The sequence below is a fragment of the Selenomonadales bacterium 4137-cl genome, assembly GCA_032334055.1.
Taxonomy (GTDB): Bacteria; Bacillota; Negativicutes; order Sporomusales; family UBA7701; genus Anaeroselena; species Anaeroselena agilis.
Genome location: JAUOZS010000001.1, coordinates 1215727 through 1231999, shown reverse-complemented (window position 1 = coordinate 1231999; position 16273 = coordinate 1215727). Strand labels below are relative to the sequence as shown.

The 16273-nt window shown below is 53.0% G+C and carries 19 protein-coding genes and 5 tRNA genes; 3 read left to right on the top strand and 21 right to left on the bottom strand.

All coding sequences use genetic code 11. The features are described 5' to 3' along the window. Positions 1-18: 18 nt before the first annotated feature. The 10 genes from Q4T40_06405 to Q4T40_06360 form a co-directional block, all read right to left on the bottom strand. Positions 19-1179: a M48 family metallopeptidase gene (locus Q4T40_06405; protein ID MDT8900864.1), complete on the bottom strand. Its 1161-nt coding sequence runs from the start codon at positions 1177-1179 to the stop codon at positions 19-21. A gap of 254 nt (positions 1180-1433) precedes the next feature. Continuing rightward, positions 1434-2288, bottom strand: a complete 855-nt coding sequence (locus tag Q4T40_06400) for an IS3 family transposase (GenBank protein ID MDT8900863.1) — start codon at positions 2286-2288, stop codon at positions 1434-1436. A gap of 446 nt (positions 2289-2734) precedes the next feature. Then, positions 2735-2823 (bottom strand) — tRNA-Leu (locus Q4T40_06395). 121 nt (positions 2824-2944) lie between these two features. After that, complete coding sequence (locus tag Q4T40_06390) at positions 2945-4156, bottom strand: HD domain-containing phosphohydrolase (GenBank protein ID MDT8900862.1); 1212 nt, start codon at positions 4154-4156, stop codon at positions 2945-2947. A 34-nt stretch (positions 4157-4190) separates the two neighbouring features. Beyond that, a tRNA-Cys gene (locus tag Q4T40_06385) sits at positions 4191-4265 on the bottom strand. 6 nt (positions 4266-4271) lie between these two features. Beyond that, a tRNA-Gly gene (locus tag Q4T40_06380) sits at positions 4272-4346 on the bottom strand. Between the two features lie 5 nt (positions 4347-4351). Continuing rightward, positions 4352-4427, bottom strand: a tRNA-Phe gene (locus Q4T40_06375). Between the two features lie 14 nt (positions 4428-4441). After that, positions 4442-4518 (bottom strand) — tRNA-Asp (locus tag Q4T40_06370). A 208-nt stretch (positions 4519-4726) separates the two neighbouring features. Further along, positions 4727-5539 carry a bifunctional hydroxymethylpyrimidine kinase/phosphomethylpyrimidine kinase gene (thiD, locus tag Q4T40_06365; GenBank protein ID MDT8900861.1) on the bottom strand — a complete coding sequence of 271 codons (813 nt, stop codon included), beginning with the start codon at positions 5537-5539 and terminating at the stop codon, positions 4727-4729. Further along, a complete protein-coding gene (locus tag Q4T40_06360; GenBank protein MDT8900860.1) occupies positions 5536-6216 on the bottom strand; it encodes a hypothetical protein in 681 nt (226 codons plus the stop codon). Before Q4T40_06360 ends, thiD begins: the two co-directional genes overlap by 4 nt. A 130-nt stretch (positions 6217-6346) precedes the next feature. Between Q4T40_06360 and Q4T40_06355 the strand changes: the two genes are divergently transcribed. Genes Q4T40_06355 through Q4T40_06345 form a run of 3 tightly spaced genes read left to right on the top strand, consistent with a single transcriptional unit; the run spans position 6347 to position 9034 of the window. Further along, positions 6347-7423 (top strand): ABC transporter substrate-binding protein, encoded by a 1077-nt coding sequence (locus tag Q4T40_06355; GenBank protein ID MDT8900859.1) that lies wholly within the window; start codon positions 6347-6349, stop codon positions 7421-7423. Between the two features lie 25 nt (positions 7424-7448). Next, positions 7449-8219: an ABC transporter permease gene (locus Q4T40_06350; GenBank protein ID MDT8900858.1), complete on the top strand. Its 771-nt coding sequence runs from the start codon at positions 7449-7451 to the stop codon at positions 8217-8219. Positions 8220-8236: 17 nt separating this feature from the next. Next, positions 8237-9034: an ABC transporter ATP-binding protein gene (locus Q4T40_06345; protein ID MDT8900857.1), complete on the top strand. Its 798-nt coding sequence runs from the start codon at positions 8237-8239 to the stop codon at positions 9032-9034. Between the two features lie 116 nt (positions 9035-9150). Here Q4T40_06345 and Q4T40_06340 read toward each other — a convergent pair whose 3' ends face one another. From Q4T40_06340 to Q4T40_06290, 11 genes are all read right to left on the bottom strand, one after another. Further along, complete coding sequence (locus Q4T40_06340) at positions 9151-9666, bottom strand: hypothetical protein (GenBank protein ID MDT8900856.1); 516 nt, start codon at positions 9664-9666, stop codon at positions 9151-9153. Positions 9667-9681: 15 nt separating this feature from the next. Continuing rightward, positions 9682-9969 (bottom strand): hypothetical protein, encoded by a 288-nt coding sequence (locus Q4T40_06335; GenBank protein MDT8900855.1) that lies wholly within the window; start codon positions 9967-9969, stop codon positions 9682-9684. Between the two features lie 5 nt (positions 9970-9974). Beyond that, the gene (locus Q4T40_06330; GenBank protein ID MDT8900854.1) at positions 9975-10205 is read right to left on the bottom strand and encodes a hypothetical protein; all 231 of its coding nucleotides are present in this window, start codon (positions 10203-10205) and stop codon (positions 9975-9977) included. 11 nt (positions 10206-10216) lie between these two features. Further along, positions 10217-10483, bottom strand: coding sequence for a hypothetical protein (locus tag Q4T40_06325; GenBank protein MDT8900853.1), 267 nt, complete (start codon positions 10481-10483; stop codon positions 10217-10219). 111 nt (positions 10484-10594) lie between these two features. Continuing rightward, positions 10595-11380, bottom strand: coding sequence for a hypothetical protein (locus tag Q4T40_06320; GenBank protein MDT8900852.1), 786 nt, complete (start codon positions 11378-11380; stop codon positions 10595-10597). Positions 11381-11604: 224 nt separating this feature from the next. Then, positions 11605-12054, bottom strand: a complete 450-nt coding sequence (locus tag Q4T40_06315) for a hypothetical protein (protein MDT8900851.1) — start codon at positions 12052-12054, stop codon at positions 11605-11607. A 60-nt stretch (positions 12055-12114) separates the two neighbouring features. Further along, a complete protein-coding gene (locus tag Q4T40_06310; protein MDT8900850.1) occupies positions 12115-13335 on the bottom strand; it encodes a hypothetical protein in 1221 nt (406 codons plus the stop codon). 104 nt (positions 13336-13439) lie between these two features. Further along, positions 13440-13652, bottom strand: coding sequence for a hypothetical protein (locus Q4T40_06305; GenBank protein MDT8900849.1), 213 nt, complete (start codon positions 13650-13652; stop codon positions 13440-13442). A 97-nt stretch (positions 13653-13749) separates the two neighbouring features. After that, complete coding sequence (locus tag Q4T40_06300; GenBank protein MDT8900848.1) at positions 13750-13995, bottom strand: hypothetical protein; 246 nt, start codon at positions 13993-13995, stop codon at positions 13750-13752. Between the two features lie 429 nt (positions 13996-14424). Further along, a complete protein-coding gene (locus Q4T40_06295; protein ID MDT8900847.1) occupies positions 14425-15024 on the bottom strand; it encodes a hypothetical protein in 600 nt (199 codons plus the stop codon). 303 nt (positions 15025-15327) lie between these two features. Continuing rightward, positions 15328-16212, bottom strand: coding sequence for a hypothetical protein (locus Q4T40_06290; GenBank protein ID MDT8900846.1), 885 nt, complete (start codon positions 16210-16212; stop codon positions 15328-15330). Between the last annotated feature and the right edge of the window lie 61 nt (positions 16213-16273).

Below are 16273 nucleotides of genomic sequence, written 5' to 3'. Positions count from 1 at the left end.
CCTTCACCTCTTCCAACACTACAATTCAATCCAGTGAGAGTTCAAAGGCTTGGGCTTGTCAGCCGCCGGCATACCGGGCGCGACTGCCGGAAACCCTAAAACAGCATTCAATCTGGCCTGCAATTCCTCGGCTGACGGCTCGCCGGGCACTGGTGTAATGATAGTCCGTCCGGCCAGCTTAAGCGTGCCAAACTCTACTGTGGCCGGCTCCGTCGGTCGCGGCGACTGATGGAAAACGCGGGCAAGGTTGCCGGCAACCAGGAAAGCGCGCTCCTCAGCCAACCGCGCCCCGATCGGCCTGGCATTAAGCAAGAGTCGCCCCCTGACATTTACGGCGGTGCCGTTTACGGTGACATTATTGCCGGAATAAGCGGTAAGCTTGGAAGAAAAATTTTCGATGCGCTGTTGATGTGTCGGATGTGTACGAGGATTAAACAAAGCTCGCAGCAGGTCAGGCTTATCTTCATAAAAGAGCTTCATCCGGACAAAGGCGGCAGCGGCTCCTCCCGGATTATACCCGGCGTTGACGGCATACTCGAAGCCCGTATTGTCGGCCTCATACTCGAAGGGAACGGAATAACCGCTATTTCGGATATGCAAAAGAACCAATCCGGCAAGCTGCAGTTGATATGCCGGGATATATTCCCCATATCGTTTCGCGATAAGCTGCGCGACTACTTTCAACGGAAGCACGCCTTCTATCTGTCGTAAGGAGTGCTGTTTGGTGCCGTGACCGATTTCGTGAGTCACGATAAAAGCAACCATATCCTCATTGAAACCCAGTCCGTGAAAAACGCCTAAGTTTATGCCGATAACATTGCCAATTGAGCGGAATCCATTAATGGAACCATCAGGGATAATAAAATAGCTGGGCGGCCGCGCCAAAACCTCTTCGTTACCGGGGGCAACGCCCACACGGGTAAAAATCCTGTGCAGCATGTCATTGGCAGCCACATCCCGGCTAACACCAAAATTCTGCTTAGTTTCTTGGAACACTTGGTTCTGCATGGTAAATTCGGTCTTCTTGATCATTTCGCGGACTAATGCATAAGTACTTACAGCGTCCAGCACGTCGAGAATTGCGTCGAAGGTGTCGGCCCTTGCCGGCGTCGGAGATGCGAAGCCGAAACCGAGATTGAAAATTACGACAAGGATGAGGGTTGCGCACAGTTTTTTCATCGCGGCACCTCGTATAACTTGTCATTATCTGTAAATCATTATAGAACATACGTGCGATTTTGTCAACATATGGTTATATTGGAGTTATTTACTACATATCGATATGTATTTCGGCAATTAGTTGATTTGTCACTGCATATTGTGCAAACCTTGTTTGTCCACGCTAAATATGAAAAAAAGCCCCCCCAGGAATTTTGCACTGAACCCCGGCCAATGGACACAGATAAAAAGCCCTATCGTAGGATTAGATGAGATTACGCAAACTGGCGTCGTTTTTCGAGCGGCGTCAGTTTTGTTTTGAGTTGAATACGCTCGTGGTTGTAGAAAGAAATGTAGTTATCAATAAGCTGACGCGCCTGATCGACCGTCTTTGGCTTATGCCGCCGGATACACTCGGTCTTAAGGATGCTGAAGAAGTTTTCTGCCGGCGCGTTGTCATAGCAGTTTCCCCGCCTTGACATGGACGGAGTAATGCCGTAATTTTGAGTTAGGGTGAAATATGCCTGGGAAGTGTATTGAAACCCCTGGTCACTGTGGAGGTGCAACTCTGCAGTGACCGCTTCTTTTGCCTTGGCTTGCCGAACGGTTCGCAGAACCAGGTTGACCGACTGCTCGGTTCCAGTCTGGTAGGCGACAATACTGTTGTCAAACAGGTCGCGAATCATGGATAGATACAAGGTTCCCTGCGGCGTCTGGATATAGGAAACATCCGTTACCCATTTCTGATTAGGTTTGATGGCTGTGAAATCGCGGCCGAGGATATTCGGATACCGGTGCAGTTGACCGCTCATCTGCCGGTACTTTTTTCTGCGCCGGATTTGCGCCAGCAACCCGTACTTGTTCATGATGCGCAGCACCGCCTTATGGTTTTTCTTAATGCCTCGCCTCTCAAGCCATATCCCCACACGCCTATAACCGTAAGTTCCATTAGTCTGCCGCTGGCATTTTTGAATCAAGGCGGCCAACTTCTCCTCGGCGGATGACCGGTCTTTCCGTTTGAGATACGCGTAGTAGCCGCTTCTTGATACCTCAAAGAAATTACACATGACCGCAACCGGATGCTTGCCGGCATTTTGCGCTATGGCTATGTACTTAACCTGTGCTCTCACATCCTTCCAGCAGCGTGAAGAAAAGACCGGTATAGTTCCACTTCTCTTTCAAGTTCCCGTATCCGCAGCTCCATCGCGTGGTGTGCAGTTATCGGGCTTTTTCTGGGGCGGCCTTTCTTCTTGGGGGATGCCGGAAGGGTGGTCTGTCTCCGATTGTACCGGTTAATCCAGTTCTTGATTTGTACTTTTTCAAGACCCAAGGCATCTGCTATCTCCCGCCTGGTTCTTCCATCTTGTCGCATTTGCAGGATAATCCGCTCAGCCGATTGCATATCTGTCCATTTCCGTGACATACAAAACCTCCTATCGTAGTTATCCTACAACAGGAGGCTTTTTTGCTCAATGTCCGTTTTTTCGGGTTCAGTTCATTTTACTGGGGCGCGCTCATGTTATTCAAAAACAAGAGGACTCCCAGGTTGTAACCTGGGAGTCCTCTTGTTTTTGAATGGTGCCGGAGACCGGGGTCGAACCGGTACGGGTATTACTACCCGACGGATTTTAAGTCCGTTGCGTCTGCCTGTTCCGCCACTCCGGCGTGTATTAATATCCCGGCAGCCGCAACTGCCGGGACAGCATAGCTATTATATCGCAAATCGGTCTTTCTGACAAGGGCGCCAGGTCGGTCGGAACCCCAGAATCAACTTGCCATACGGCAACTAAAACGTAAGCCCGACAATTGCTACTTCGTGGGTTTTTGTCAGGTCGATAAACCTTCCGTCCTCGGCTTCCAAAACAGGGCAAGTCGGATTTATTGTCGGCAAAAAAACCACTTTTGCTTTGCGTCCGTCGTTGAGCTTAACCGGATTATTCATCAAATAATCATTAATACGGCGGACAAACGTGTCGCACACTGTCGGATCAAGTCTTGTGAACATCTCACTTTTGACTGTCTCAACCATATTGAACGGGTTAAGTCCGCCGGAACCTTCGACTATATGGCACAAACGGTTGGCTACCGTGACAAGGCGGGCGTACTGACCAATTCTATTGCCGGATAATGCGAGCGGATAGCCGCTGCCGTCGCAGTATTCGTGATGCTGTGTTATGGCGGCTAGCACGTTCGGCGGCAACCTGGGCACATCCTTTAGTAGTTCGTAAGCCAACAGAACATGTTGCCTCAACATTTCTTGCCGTTCGGGAGTTGGGTTGTCATCCGTTATCAGACTACGCGGCATCTTTATCTTGCCGATATCGTGAATAAGGCCGGCGAAAACTACCTCTTCAATTACGGCAGGAGGCAGTTCCATCCACGATGCCAGCATCCCGGACAGGGACGCGACCGATACGGAATGACGCTCGAGATAATCGCGTTCACGGGTGACTGTCACCCTGAACAGCAACTTATTAATTGCCTCAGAAGGAGTAACGAGATGACGTGCGACCTTGGCGGCAATCTTCCGGCATTCGTCCGCTTCGAATGCGCCGCCGGATCTGACCGCTTCAAAAAAGTTGGTGATATTGAACAACGTTTCTTCCAAGTTGCTGGAAAAATCAATTGACTTCTTCGCCATTATTTCCGGAAGAATCTCCAACACTGGGTCGTTGGCAACGGGCGTCGGCAGAAATTCGGCTTCCAGAGCTTCAGCAACCATTATGAAAGGTATATCCCAATTTTGTATTTTGCGGATAACCTGCTCGGTCAGCTGACTGCCGGCCGGAACTAGAACCTGCCTGCCATCGTGGGAAAAAATCGGTTCTGCAGTTACCATGCCCGGTTGCAAATCAAATGATATCAGCTTCCGCACGGAAAGGCCTCCTCCTAAATACACCACATTGTTATAAAAAACAGGTGAGCTAAACATAATATCGTGGCAATATAGAGAAACATTAAGCATAAAACACAATATTTTGTTGTCGAAATACGCCAATTTAAAAACCACCCTGCATAGGGTGGTTAACTTTTGGAGGCGGCACCCAGACTCGAACTGGGGAATAGAGGTTTTGCAGACCTCTGCCTTACCACTTGGCTATGCCGCCAGAAATTGGAGCGGAAAACGAGATTCGAACTCGCGACCCTCGCCTTGGCAAGGCGATGCTCTACCACTGAGCTACTTCCGCATAAATGGTGCCGCAGGGCGGAATCGAACCGTCGACACGAGGATTTTCAGTCCTCTGCTCTACCAACTGAGCTACCGCGGCAAAGAAAATATAAATGGCGACCCCGATCGGATTTGAACCGACGATCTCCGCCGTGACAGGGCGGCATGTTAGACCACTACACCACGGGGCCATTTGAAAACCGCATTATTTAGTATATATGATTCACGTTTTCCTGTCAATGAACACAAAATGGATAATACCATGTTACACGATTATTGTCAATGGTTAGCCGACACTTAACGGAATACCGTTGTCGCACAACGGACATCTCTCCCAAGCCCCTAGCGACCTCCGCCAGCGAGCTTGACCGGCGGCAACCAGTTCCTTACCTTACCTTTTCACTCCCCGTCGCCAACAACACCAGCCTGAGAATAAAGCTCATAAAAGTGATGTGTTGGCCCCACTCCTTTTCCTAACGAGAAGCCATGGGAAATGGCAACAGTAATATAACGTTTTGCGACAGCGACAGCTTCGAAGACCGGCATGCGTTTAGCAAGTCCCGCAGCAATAGCAGAGGAAAAAGTACATCCCGTCCCGTGGGTATGCTTTGTTTCGATACGTTCATTGGTCAAATAAGCGAATTCTTTGCCATCATAGAAAAGATCGCATGCAGCGCCGGGCAAATGCCCGCCTTTTACCACTACGTACTTCGGCCCCATAGCCTTGATGGCGATTGCCGCACGCTCCATAGAGGCGCGGTTGCCCACGGGAAAGCCGACAATCTCCGCCGCCTCGTGAAGATTGGGCGTAACCACATCGGCGATAGGGAACAAAAACTGTATCAACGCCTCAACAGCCTCAACCTTTAAAAGACGACTGCCGCTTTTGGCTACCATCACTGGGTCAACGACGACGTTCGCGGCGCCATGCTTGACAAGAGCCCCGGCAACAACACGGGTTATCTCCGCACTCGACAACATACCGACCTTAACCGCCCCCACCGGGATATCGTCGTAAACCGCCGCAATCTGGTCGGCAATTATCTCCTCATCCAACTCGCGGATATTAGTCACACCACACGTATTCTGCGCCGTAATAGCGGTAATCACACTCATACCAAAAACGCCCAGCGCGGAAAAAGTCTTCAGGTCGGCCTGGATTCCGGCGCCCCCGCTGGAATCGGACCCTGCGATCGTAAGAGCTGTTTTCATGACAAGACTTCTCCCTCCGACTGTTCAACTCGCCAGCGAAGATCGGCCAGCGAGGGCTGCAATTCACAGTCAAGCTTAGCGGCCAGCTCACCTAGGTCTCGGGCATCAAAAGTCCCGATCATTTGCGGTGTCCGGCGTAAGCGGGTCTGGCCGAAGAATTCGTCGCGATAAACGTTATAGCTAATGCTGAGATTGCTGGCGGTATCAAAATCACTGTAATCGAGGATAACGTAGGAGCCGTTGACCGTCTTCAGCGGTTGCCGCGGTGTGATGAACAGACGAAAACCGGCTATTTCGCCGGCTAGGCGGTCACTGTACGGCCACTCGAGGATTCTCTTGGCCCTAAAAATGCTTTCATACTGCTTTTCACCACTCAAGTCGACCAGAGAGGAAACGAGCTTGGCGGTCAAAATCCTCTCCAGTGAAACGATATCAGGGCAGATGAAACTCACGTCGTAAAACTCGTTGAGCCCCACCGCAACCCGCGCCAGAAAATCCCTCGTCGCCTGGTCGTAAACGATGGAGAAGCTTCGCAGCTCCTCCGCGTCCCGGTAGGAAAAAATATTATACTGCATCCCGTCCTCAGATAAGTCGAGACTTAGGGAAAATTCTTCCTGCCTTGCCGGAAGCTGCCGTAAGAACGGCCACTCATTAACTTGGGCAATAATCTCCTTCATCGGCAACCTTCCCTTTTTACTTTCATGCTATATTATCGCCGACAAATCAAAAACCCGCAAGGGCTGTAACCAAAAAACGCCGCGGGGAATATCGTGTATTATTCTAAAATGAGTCATGGGAGGGTTATGCATGATGAAAAAAACAGGCGTTATCCTATCGGCCGTATTCTTGGCCTTAACCCTGGTACTCGGCGGCTGCGGCCAGCCGCAAACCGCCCGGGTGGCTACCAAAGGCCCGGCCTGGGCGCCGTCGCTCGTACCGCTTCAACAAGAAACAATTGTCAAAGTCGGTATGAAACAAGTCGTATCCGACGCTGGCGTCCTGGTCGGCATGGCTAAAGGCTACTACAAAGATCTGGGCATCAAAATCGAGCCAGTCCAGTTCAACACCGGTCAGGAAATGATAAATGCCCTCGCGGCCGGGCAACTTGACGTAGGAGCCACCGTAACCGCATCAGGCCTGTTCAACGCTATGTCCCGCGATATCCCCGTAAAAATAGTCGCCGATAAGGGCGTCAACGTCCCTGGTAAAGGTTACTACCGCCTTGTCATCCGCAAGGACCTCGTTGGCCAAATCAATGATTTCGCTGACCTGCGCGGCCGCAAGATCGCCGTCGTAGGCACCGCCTCGCTGGACGAAATCGCCCTCGACCGTGTTCTCAACAAAGGCGGCATGACCACCAAAGATGTCGACCTGCAAGTCATCCGCTCCTTCCCCGACATGCTTGTATCCCTGGGCAACAAAAGCATCGACGCCGCCATGCTCATCGAACCCTTCATCGCCGTGGGCGTCGCCAAAGGCCTCGCCGACCCCTGGAAAGACCCGTCCTCATATGACCCCGATGCCCAGACCGCCCTGCTGGTATTCGGCACAAGCATGACCACCCGGCCGGACGTTGCCAACCGCTTCATGACCGCCTACGTAAAATCCTTGCGCGACTATAACGACGCCTTCTTCAAGGACAAGGGGAAAAAGGAGCTCATCGACATCCTCTGCAAATACTCGGTTGTCAAAGACCCCGTCATGTACGAAAAAATGTTCCCCGTAGGCCTAAACCCGGACGGCTATCTACGCCTGAAAGGCATCGAAATGGACCTCGCCTGGTATAAACAGCGCAATCTACTGAAAGCCGACATCAAACTCCCCGATGCTGTCGACAACAACTACGTCGATTTCGCACTCAACGTGCTCGGAAAGTATAAATAAACTTCTGATGGAGGAGGTGACGTGAATGGAAAAATTACCTAGTGGCGGCCTGTTCATCCGCGTCGTCTCCGTTCTGTCGCCGCTCACCCTGCTATTCGCCTGGGAAATTCTCGCCCGTGTAAATGCTATCGACACCAGGCTCTTTTCCAGCCCCAGCCTCATCATCCAGGCATTCGTCCCTCTCCTGCTCTCGGGAGAACTGATCTACAACACCGCGGTAAGCGTCCAACGGGTCATCCTTGGCTTTGCCGTCGGCGCCGTGCCGGGTATCGTCCTCGGGGTAAGCATGGGGTTGTCACCCTTCGTCCGTTCGGCCGTCGAACCAATGATCGCCGCTACATATCCCATCCCCAAGCTAGCCATCATGCCCCTTATCCTGCTCGTCTTCGGTCTGGGGGAAACCTCCAAGGTTTTCACCATCGCCATCGGCGTCTTTTACCTTGTCGTCATCAACACCATGGCCGGCGTTCTAAACATCGACAAAATTTATCTTGACGTAGCCCGAAACTATGGGGCCAACCGCCGGGACTTCTACCTTACTGTCGCCTTCCCCGGCGCCCTGCCGATGATCTTTGCCGGCCTTAAGCTAGGGATGGGCATGGCCCTCATCCTCATAGTCGCCGCCGAGCTATCGGCCGCCAAGGCCGGTGTAGGCTGGATGATATGGCGTGCCTACGACATGTTCGACATTGAGCAGATGTTCGTAGCCCTTATCGTTCTATCCGTCCTCGGCTACATCTTCTCCCTGCTCCTCGACGCCGTCGAGCGCTGGGTCGTCCCCTGGAAACAGACCTGAACCGGGAGGTGCCAGCTTTGGCCTGCGGAACCGGGATAAAAATCAGAAACGTCAACAAGACTTTCATCGCCAGAGGCGGCTCCGTCGACGCCCTCCGGGGCATCAGCCTCGACATCGGCGCCGGAGAATTCTTCTGCATCGTCGGCCCCTCCGGCTGTGGCAAAACCACCCTGCTAAGAATCCTCGCCGGCTTAGAGGACAGCAGCGGCGGCAGAGTTATCATCAATACCGCCAACGGAAACGGCCGGCCGCTCAACTCGATGGTCTTCCAAGAGCAGAGCGTTTTTCCCTGGATGACAGTGAGAAATAACGTTGCTTACGGACTAAGATTACGTGGAATTGGCAAAAAAGAACGCCTCGCCGTCGCCGACCGCTACATCCGCATGATCGGCCTCACCGGCTTCGCCGATGCCTACCCCCATCAGCTCTCCGGCGGCATGAAGCAGCGAGTCAGCGTCGCCCGCGCCTTCGCCAACGACCCCGAAATACTGCTCATGGACGAACCCTTCGGCGCCCTCGACGAGCAAAACCGCATCCTCCTCCAGCAGGAACTACTCCGCATCTGGGAAGAAAGCCGCAAAACCACCGTCTTCATTACCCACAGCATCGACGAAGCCCTCTGCCTCGGAGACCGGGTCATGGTTATGACCGCCCATCCCGGCCGCATCAAGAAAATCGTCGATATTGACCTCCCCCGCCCCCGCGACATAGCCGCCATCCGCACCACCCTCCGCTATAACCAGCTTTTCCAAACCATCTGGCTCACCCTGCGCGACGAAGTGCTAAAAGGCAAAGAAATAGAGCTTGCCCACTAGGGCGCGCAAAAAGGCCCGGCATATGCGCCGGGCCTTTTTGCAGGATTTTACAGATAAATATTAAAATATAACAACAAAAACTACAGCCGTTTGGAATGCCGCATATCACCCGCTAATCACCGTCCCAGCGGCAGCATTATGCCCGCCGCCGCCGTCCGCCGGTCGCCGTACAGCCACCATCCCACAGGGCCGCCGCCCATTCGCCCGCTTGCCATCATCGCCGCGCCGTTCGTCCCCCACCCCAGCCCGAAGCTATAGCGGGGCGGAGGCGGGGTTTTTATTTCCAGCTTCAGTTGTGTCTCCTCGGTGATGACCAGCTTCCCCTTCTCAAATTTCTGCTTTTCATCAGTCAGTGTTTTAAGCTCCGCCTCCTTGCCGTTCACTGTCACCGTCACCGCAGGCTTGGCCGTTTCTACCTGGACATCAGTCTTTTCCCCCACCCCTTTGGGTACGTACACAATTTCCTTTGTCGTTTCAACCGCCGCCTGCACCTCCACCGGTGCGGCGGCCTTTTCCGTGACACCTTGTATCGGAGGGCACAGCCAAACCGCCCCCGCCCCACTTACAACCGCGCCGACAAAAAAAGCGAGCGCCACCGCCCGCCAGGAAAACTGCATGGTAATAACACTCATGCCCTCGCCCCTTTGCTAGCACCCGCCCTCGGGATTTTTCGGCACCCTCGGCGCCTCCCCGGGCGGGCTGTTCTTGTACGAATTGGTGATATACGTCGCCACCTTGTCCGCCGTTTTTGCCCCCAGAATAAGTGTCAGCACCTGCTTGGCGAAATCCAGGAAAGGCGGCCAGCCATATACCCAGTCGTACACCATCGCTGCTGCCACCAATAAAAAAGACGCGGCGAACAGCACCCGCGTAAGACTCGGCTCGTTGTTCTCATACAGCAACCCGACGAAAAATCTCTTCACATCTTTCTTCATATCCATTACCTCCCCATCAGCCGGTTCAGCACCGTCCCCCCCACCGTCCCGCACAAAAACACGATCACCGCCCACAGTGACGCGATGTGCCGCCACTGGTTCGTGACCCGCTCCTCCATCACCGCCGTGTTGAGGCAATTTTTGCACCGCTCCTTGATATCCACCTTTATTTCCGCCATGTCGTCCTTGATGTTCTTGAGCTCCGCCAGAATCACCTGAATATCGCCCTCGCTCATTTCCCGGCCTCCTATCGCCGTCTCCGCGGCGTGCTGAACCAATCCTGGAATGGCACAAAATCGAAGCGGGGAGCGTCCTTCCCGCTCCCCACCTGCTTGATCGCCGCGAAATTCGGATTCTCCTGGCGGCCCGCCCCGCCGCCCGTCGCCATAACATCCCTGGCCAGCCCGCTTTTCGACAATTCGATCTGCGGGTCGGCCAGCTTCTTCGCCTCGTTCGCCGCTTGCAATGCCATAGTAACATCGGAAATATTTTTAATCGCAAACGCTTCTCCCATTTCCTTGCCTCCTTTAGCAAAAAAGCCAGGGACTTTCAGAAAATCCCTAGCCTTCTTTCTGCATTTTTGACTTTATAGTTTCCTTTCAGTCGCCGTAGTAATCCATAAATTCTATCGTCGGTTTGAAGAGCTGCCTGCATAGCAGCAAATTAATTCCGGCAAGTAGTAAAAAGCCCGCGGGAAAAAGAACTCCCTACCGTCCGATCCGGTTACCTTTATGGCAAAAAGGTCTTTTTCTATCTCCTTTACATCTTCCAAAGCCATGCAATGCTGTTGTCCATTTTCATCCCCAAACGATAATTTGTGACCATTAAGAATCGCGGATACTCTTTTGTAACGTTCCAGACCGAAAAAAGCAATGAAAACAGCAATTAGTACAAATAAAAGTTGTAGCTTTTCAAAAAACATAAAAATGCCAAAAAAGACAATGAATATAATTGTCAGCATCATAACAGGACTGTATAATCTTGCCCCAAGATCGTATTTTCTGGAAGTAGCGGAGTAACAAACAGATAGACCGGCAGTTCCTCCTTGTTCTATTGACAGTGAGCTTCCGTTGATAACCCATTTATTTAATCTGGTATGCGCCAGCTTAACCATTTCTCGATCATCGAGACAAGCTTTTACACTTTTATTGGTATCTGACAGATGTAAACTCAAGACATTTGACGAAAAAACACTTTCTTCAAAATCAGCCTTAATAATATCTATATCACTTATATTAACCTCCACTTTGTCTCTGAGCCATTTTATGCCGGTCGGCGTTATGATTGCACGATATCGATGACACATATACCAACCGATCGTTGTTTTGAGAACCAAATAGCCGAGAAAGCCTAAAGGTCCAAAAATAAAGTATAAAACAAAGAACGACACCAGGTCATAATTTTGTGACATGTCATCCTCCATTAAAATATTTTGGCGAATAACGTTCGCGCAAAGACCATATATTTCCTTCTAAAAAATGAAGGGAGAGGACCCGTTCCTCCCCCGGCTTCAAGGCAATAAGAATTTCTTATCACCTAATATTCTTTACATATAAACCCATTTCCCCTGGTCAGCTTGTCTCTACCGGCTGAATCTAAAATCCACTACAAAGTATCGGATCAAAGCATGGGAGTTTACCACTTCCTGGTCTGATACGGCAACGCTTTATCCGAATACCATGGCTGCAGCCCATACAAGCCCTGTCCACGATTAAGAACATCGTAGCCGCCGAGCCTACCGAGGTAATAGTGATAGTCATTAACACCGTAATTATATTGTTGAGGGTTAAAAGAATAGCTTCTGTCAGTGCCACCGCTTGCTTTGCCGCCGGTAGCGGCTGCAGTCCCCGTACTCACGCCAGTTAGATTTTGCCCCGTACCACCGCCTCCAATCACGGGCAGTTTTTTTGCGTTTTTTTCCGCTTCTTCACGTTTCTTTTGAATTCCTTGGATTTTATTATAAGCGTCATACAACCGCGTGAACGACGTGTTCATCCCCAAGCTTTTCTGGTATTCCGCGAGCGGTTCGAGAATATCCTTCCGGATCCCCTTCCAGCCCCCGGCCTCTTTGTACAAATCGCCCATATCGTCCCTCCTCATTTACAGGCCGGATATATCAACCCGGCGAAGTATCCCTGAACTCCGTTATTTTCCCATGCTCTTAGACTGCGACTGCGTCTCGACAGGGCTTTTGACCCCCATCACGAAATTAATCGCCCGGTCGAGGTTGGAGTCATCAACCCCCATCTGCCGCAGCCATTCGCGATAATCCCGGTCATAGGCGTTCTGGCCGCTCTGCTGCTCGACATTCCCGGCGTTTAAAAGGTTGCCGAGCGCCTGCTGTTGGGCACCGAGCGCCTGAAGCTGATAGCCCCTCTCCTGATTGTAGTTGTCGGTGAACATTTGCGTCGCCAGATTTGTTTTCTGCTCCGCAATCTTGTCCGTCTGCCGTTTCAACGCATTATACCTGGCGCTTGAGTCATACAGGCCGTTGCGGTTAAACTGCGAGTTAAGGGCGTCGTATGTTTTGTTGAGATCTTTATCCAGACTCTGTGACGCGAGGCTGTAGTTTTGCTTAAGGTAAGGATTAGTATCCGGGCTAAGATACTTGCCGCCGATAGTATCGTTAAGCAAGGTCCTCAACGCCCTCACGTCTCCGCTGGCGAAAGCCTCCTGCAACCGTGCGTATTCCGCATGCGGCAGCTCCGCCACCCTCGCCTTGGCGTATTCGTAAATCGCCTCGTAATTCGCCTCTTGCCCTCTCAGCTCCGCCTCCAGCCCCAGCATCGCCTCCTGCTGGCCCGCCACCCGGGCCACATCAGCGTAAATCTGCTGTACCGCCAGCGCCATCGCCGTCTGGTGGGCAGGATTGAACGCGTCGTATCCCTCGTTGAAATACCGTTCCACCTGCCCCTGCGCGGCCTCCGCCACCTGCCGGACATAAGCCCTGTGCGCGTCCTCCGGGGCGGCCGGCTGAGCGCCATCCCTGGCCTGCTCCAAAATCTCCCGCACCGCCCGCTTTTCAGCCGCCAGCTCCTGCGTCTTCCGCGTAAACCCCGCCTGCATCGACTTGTACCACGGCAGCAATTCCCGCGGAATCCGTTCCGGATCCAGCTTGTCAAAGTCCGTCGCCCGCACCTCCTCGGAAGAGTAATACGCTTGCTCGCCGTCATCCTCGCGAATGCCATAGTCCTCTTCCTCCGCGGCAGGCTCCGCCTCCTCGCGGAAAACCCGCACCTCGCCATTTTCGTCCAGCGCCACCTTCTCCACCGGCTCACCGGCGCCGGAATCCTCTGCGGTTGTTCCGGTCTCCTCACCGATATCATTGAAAAACTGTAAATCGAACTTATCCATCATACCTTCCATCCTTTCCCTCCGACTGCTTTCCGCTTGGTCGGACCATCGCCTGGGCCGCACTCTTACCCCGCGTTTTGGCATTAAAAAAAGCGCCCCATTCAGCGCTTATCCTGCTACCTTATCTTTTTATCCCGCAGCCGCCTCCCCAGCTCCGCCGTCAGCATCGCCAAATCGTCCAGAGGCGTCCCGTCTTCCAGCGCCGCCTCGTTAAACCGCCTTACATGCGCAGGCACCGCGTTCGCCGCTGTCGCCACCGGCAGCCCCATCGCTGCCTTCCGCGCCGCCTTCCCCCTGTGTCCCTTCGCCCGCTGCCACCCCAGCACCAATTTGTAAAACTCAGTTAACGTTATAGGTGCTATACTTCTTTCTCAACATCTAATACCACCTTGCTTTTATAATCCGGTCGGTCATCTCGTCCACCTTTCAGTTGGCCTTGGCTTCATTATTCATCCCACCTACCCCGTAATAATTGCCGAAATCATCGGGTTGATTAGGTGCTTTTTCACCTTTATCAGTAGCTGCATAAAGGCCTCCCATTGCGCGCATTAATCCCATTACCCATGCCGTAGCGCGCACCGCCGGGTGCGGATGTAGCGCGCCTGCGACAGGCAAAAACTCAAGCATCTCAGGAATTTGACCTTTTCTCAACCTCTCCTCGTCCTGTAGCACCAGACCTTAACCCTCCTTTCTAATCTTGCGAGCTATTTCCCGCACCTCGAAAAATAGCGCGACAGAAATACCTATCACCCAAACCACACTTATGAATGTGTCCTCAATCTTCACTAACGCCAGAGCGATTACTCCCGCCATTAATACAGCTGCAATTAACCTTAATCTCATGTTCTTAAAAAAATACCGAAAAGGAATCCACAATCCTGTCATGACGCCAAGAACCTGTGATGCCGCCTCTTTGACCCACAGTATATAAAGGCTGACGGCAATCGATAACAAAAAAAGCACGATGCTACCAAATCCTGCATCACGTCACCTCCCCGGCATCTTACCTATATTCCCCTCCTTTTATGGTATTTCCTACTAGACAGCCATCACCTTTCGCCTTTTAAACAACCTTATCTTTATTACACTCTCATAAGTCGTTCATCCCATCATCTCCAGCGCCTCCCGGCACTCCTCCGCGAACCGCGCCCTAAGCGCCGGCCTGAGGACCGGACTCCCCGCCGTCCACTCGTCCGACGCCCGCACCGCGTAAACATTCGCGATCATCGTCGCGTCATCCACCCTGTCCGGCTCCTCCCCCGCCAGCGCCGCCGCCGTGCAGAAAAGCTCGCCCACATACCCCGGGCCGTACTGCACCGCCGCCGACCACACCACCTGCCGCAGCGCGCCGGACCTCGCGTCTACGTCCAGCCCTGTTTCCAGCAGCGCCGCCCTCGCCGGCTCATAATACGCCTGCTCCACATACCCGTGCTGCGCCGCCAGAAACCCCGCCGCATCAGCCGTGGCCACCTGCCGCCACGCCGCGTCGAACCCCTCCGTCCCCGGCTCCCCCGCCTGCACCAGCACCGCCGCTCCCCAGTACCCCTGCTCCGCCAGCCACCCCACGAACACTTCCGGAACCCCCGCGTTCGTCGCGAACTGATACGCCCCGTACGACGCTCCCCCCGCGTCCCCCTCATTGCGCCCAATCGCCCCCGGATCGCCGCTCGACTCGTACTTAGCCGATAGTTGTCCTAACACAGCCCGCCGCCCCCTTGCACCAGGTTTGCATAATGCCCCCAAAAATCCGGCGGATATTCGCGGATACTCCCCATGCACAATCCCCCTGTCCTTTCCGCTTACAGACCAGGCGACCGTGCATCCCAAGCACGTCGCCTTCTTGTTCCCTACCCCTCCAGCTCCTTCAGCGCCAGACACCATCCATTACAATTCATAGCAAACGAGTGCTCTCAAGCACAATCAAGCCTCAAAAATACTGACACATAAAAGGAAGCGCTTGTGCCGCTTCCTTTTTCCAACCTTTATAATTTCCTAGCTCAGTGGCTATTTTGCCATACCCGGCACTATCTTTCCGGTGGCACTGTCGATGAATATCCTCGTTTGTCTCCCTTCGACAGGGGTCGATGCCTCGCCTATCACTATTTCGCACCGTTCGGCATCTGACTTTATTATCATCACTGGATTCTCATACCCGCTGACTATTTTCCCCAGCCCCGCCTGCTCCTCCAAAACGCGGAAAAAATCCCCCGTATCCGGCCACGCCCATATGTCCCTTTTGCGGTATTGCTCATGGCGTGGTTTTCTCTCCACCCCCACCACTGCATTCTTTCTGCCGTCTATCGTCACCGAATATAGCAACGCGCTCCTATGTATATCCCAGCCGTGAAACTCGTACCTTGTTTCGCCTTTCCTGCCTCTTATAGCTTCTTGGCCGCGAAAAGTCATCACAAAATCCGCCAGCCCGATCTCTCGTCCCCCCAACCCGTACGCCACGTCCTCCGCCACCGGATAAACCTCCCGCAACGACCTGCCCCATGCCGGGATATTGGCGGCATACCTGATCTGTACCTTTTTATATGTTTCTTTTCCGCCTAATTGTTTGGCTGTACGTGCCGTCACGAGAAGCTCCTCCGGCCCCGTCCAGGCAAACTCGAACTCCTTGCGGGAATCGGCTATTTGCTTCTTTCGCATATCGGGCTTCTCGCCCTTTTCCCGCACCGTCAAGTAATACTCGTATGGCGACGGCCCGAAGCCGGGGCTGAAGCGGTAAAGCTCGGCGACATATTCCCCGTTCGGCGACTCTGCGCTTTTGATTATTTCCTCGGACTCCGCCAGGGCAAAGCCCCCTACCAGGAACAGTAACGGAAAGACAAAATGGATGAAGCAATACGCTATCACTGCCGCCAGAATCAATTTCAGCGTCTTCACATCAGCGGTTCCCCTCTATTTTTCTTGCGGAGCGACTTCGGCGTTTATACACAAAAATCCT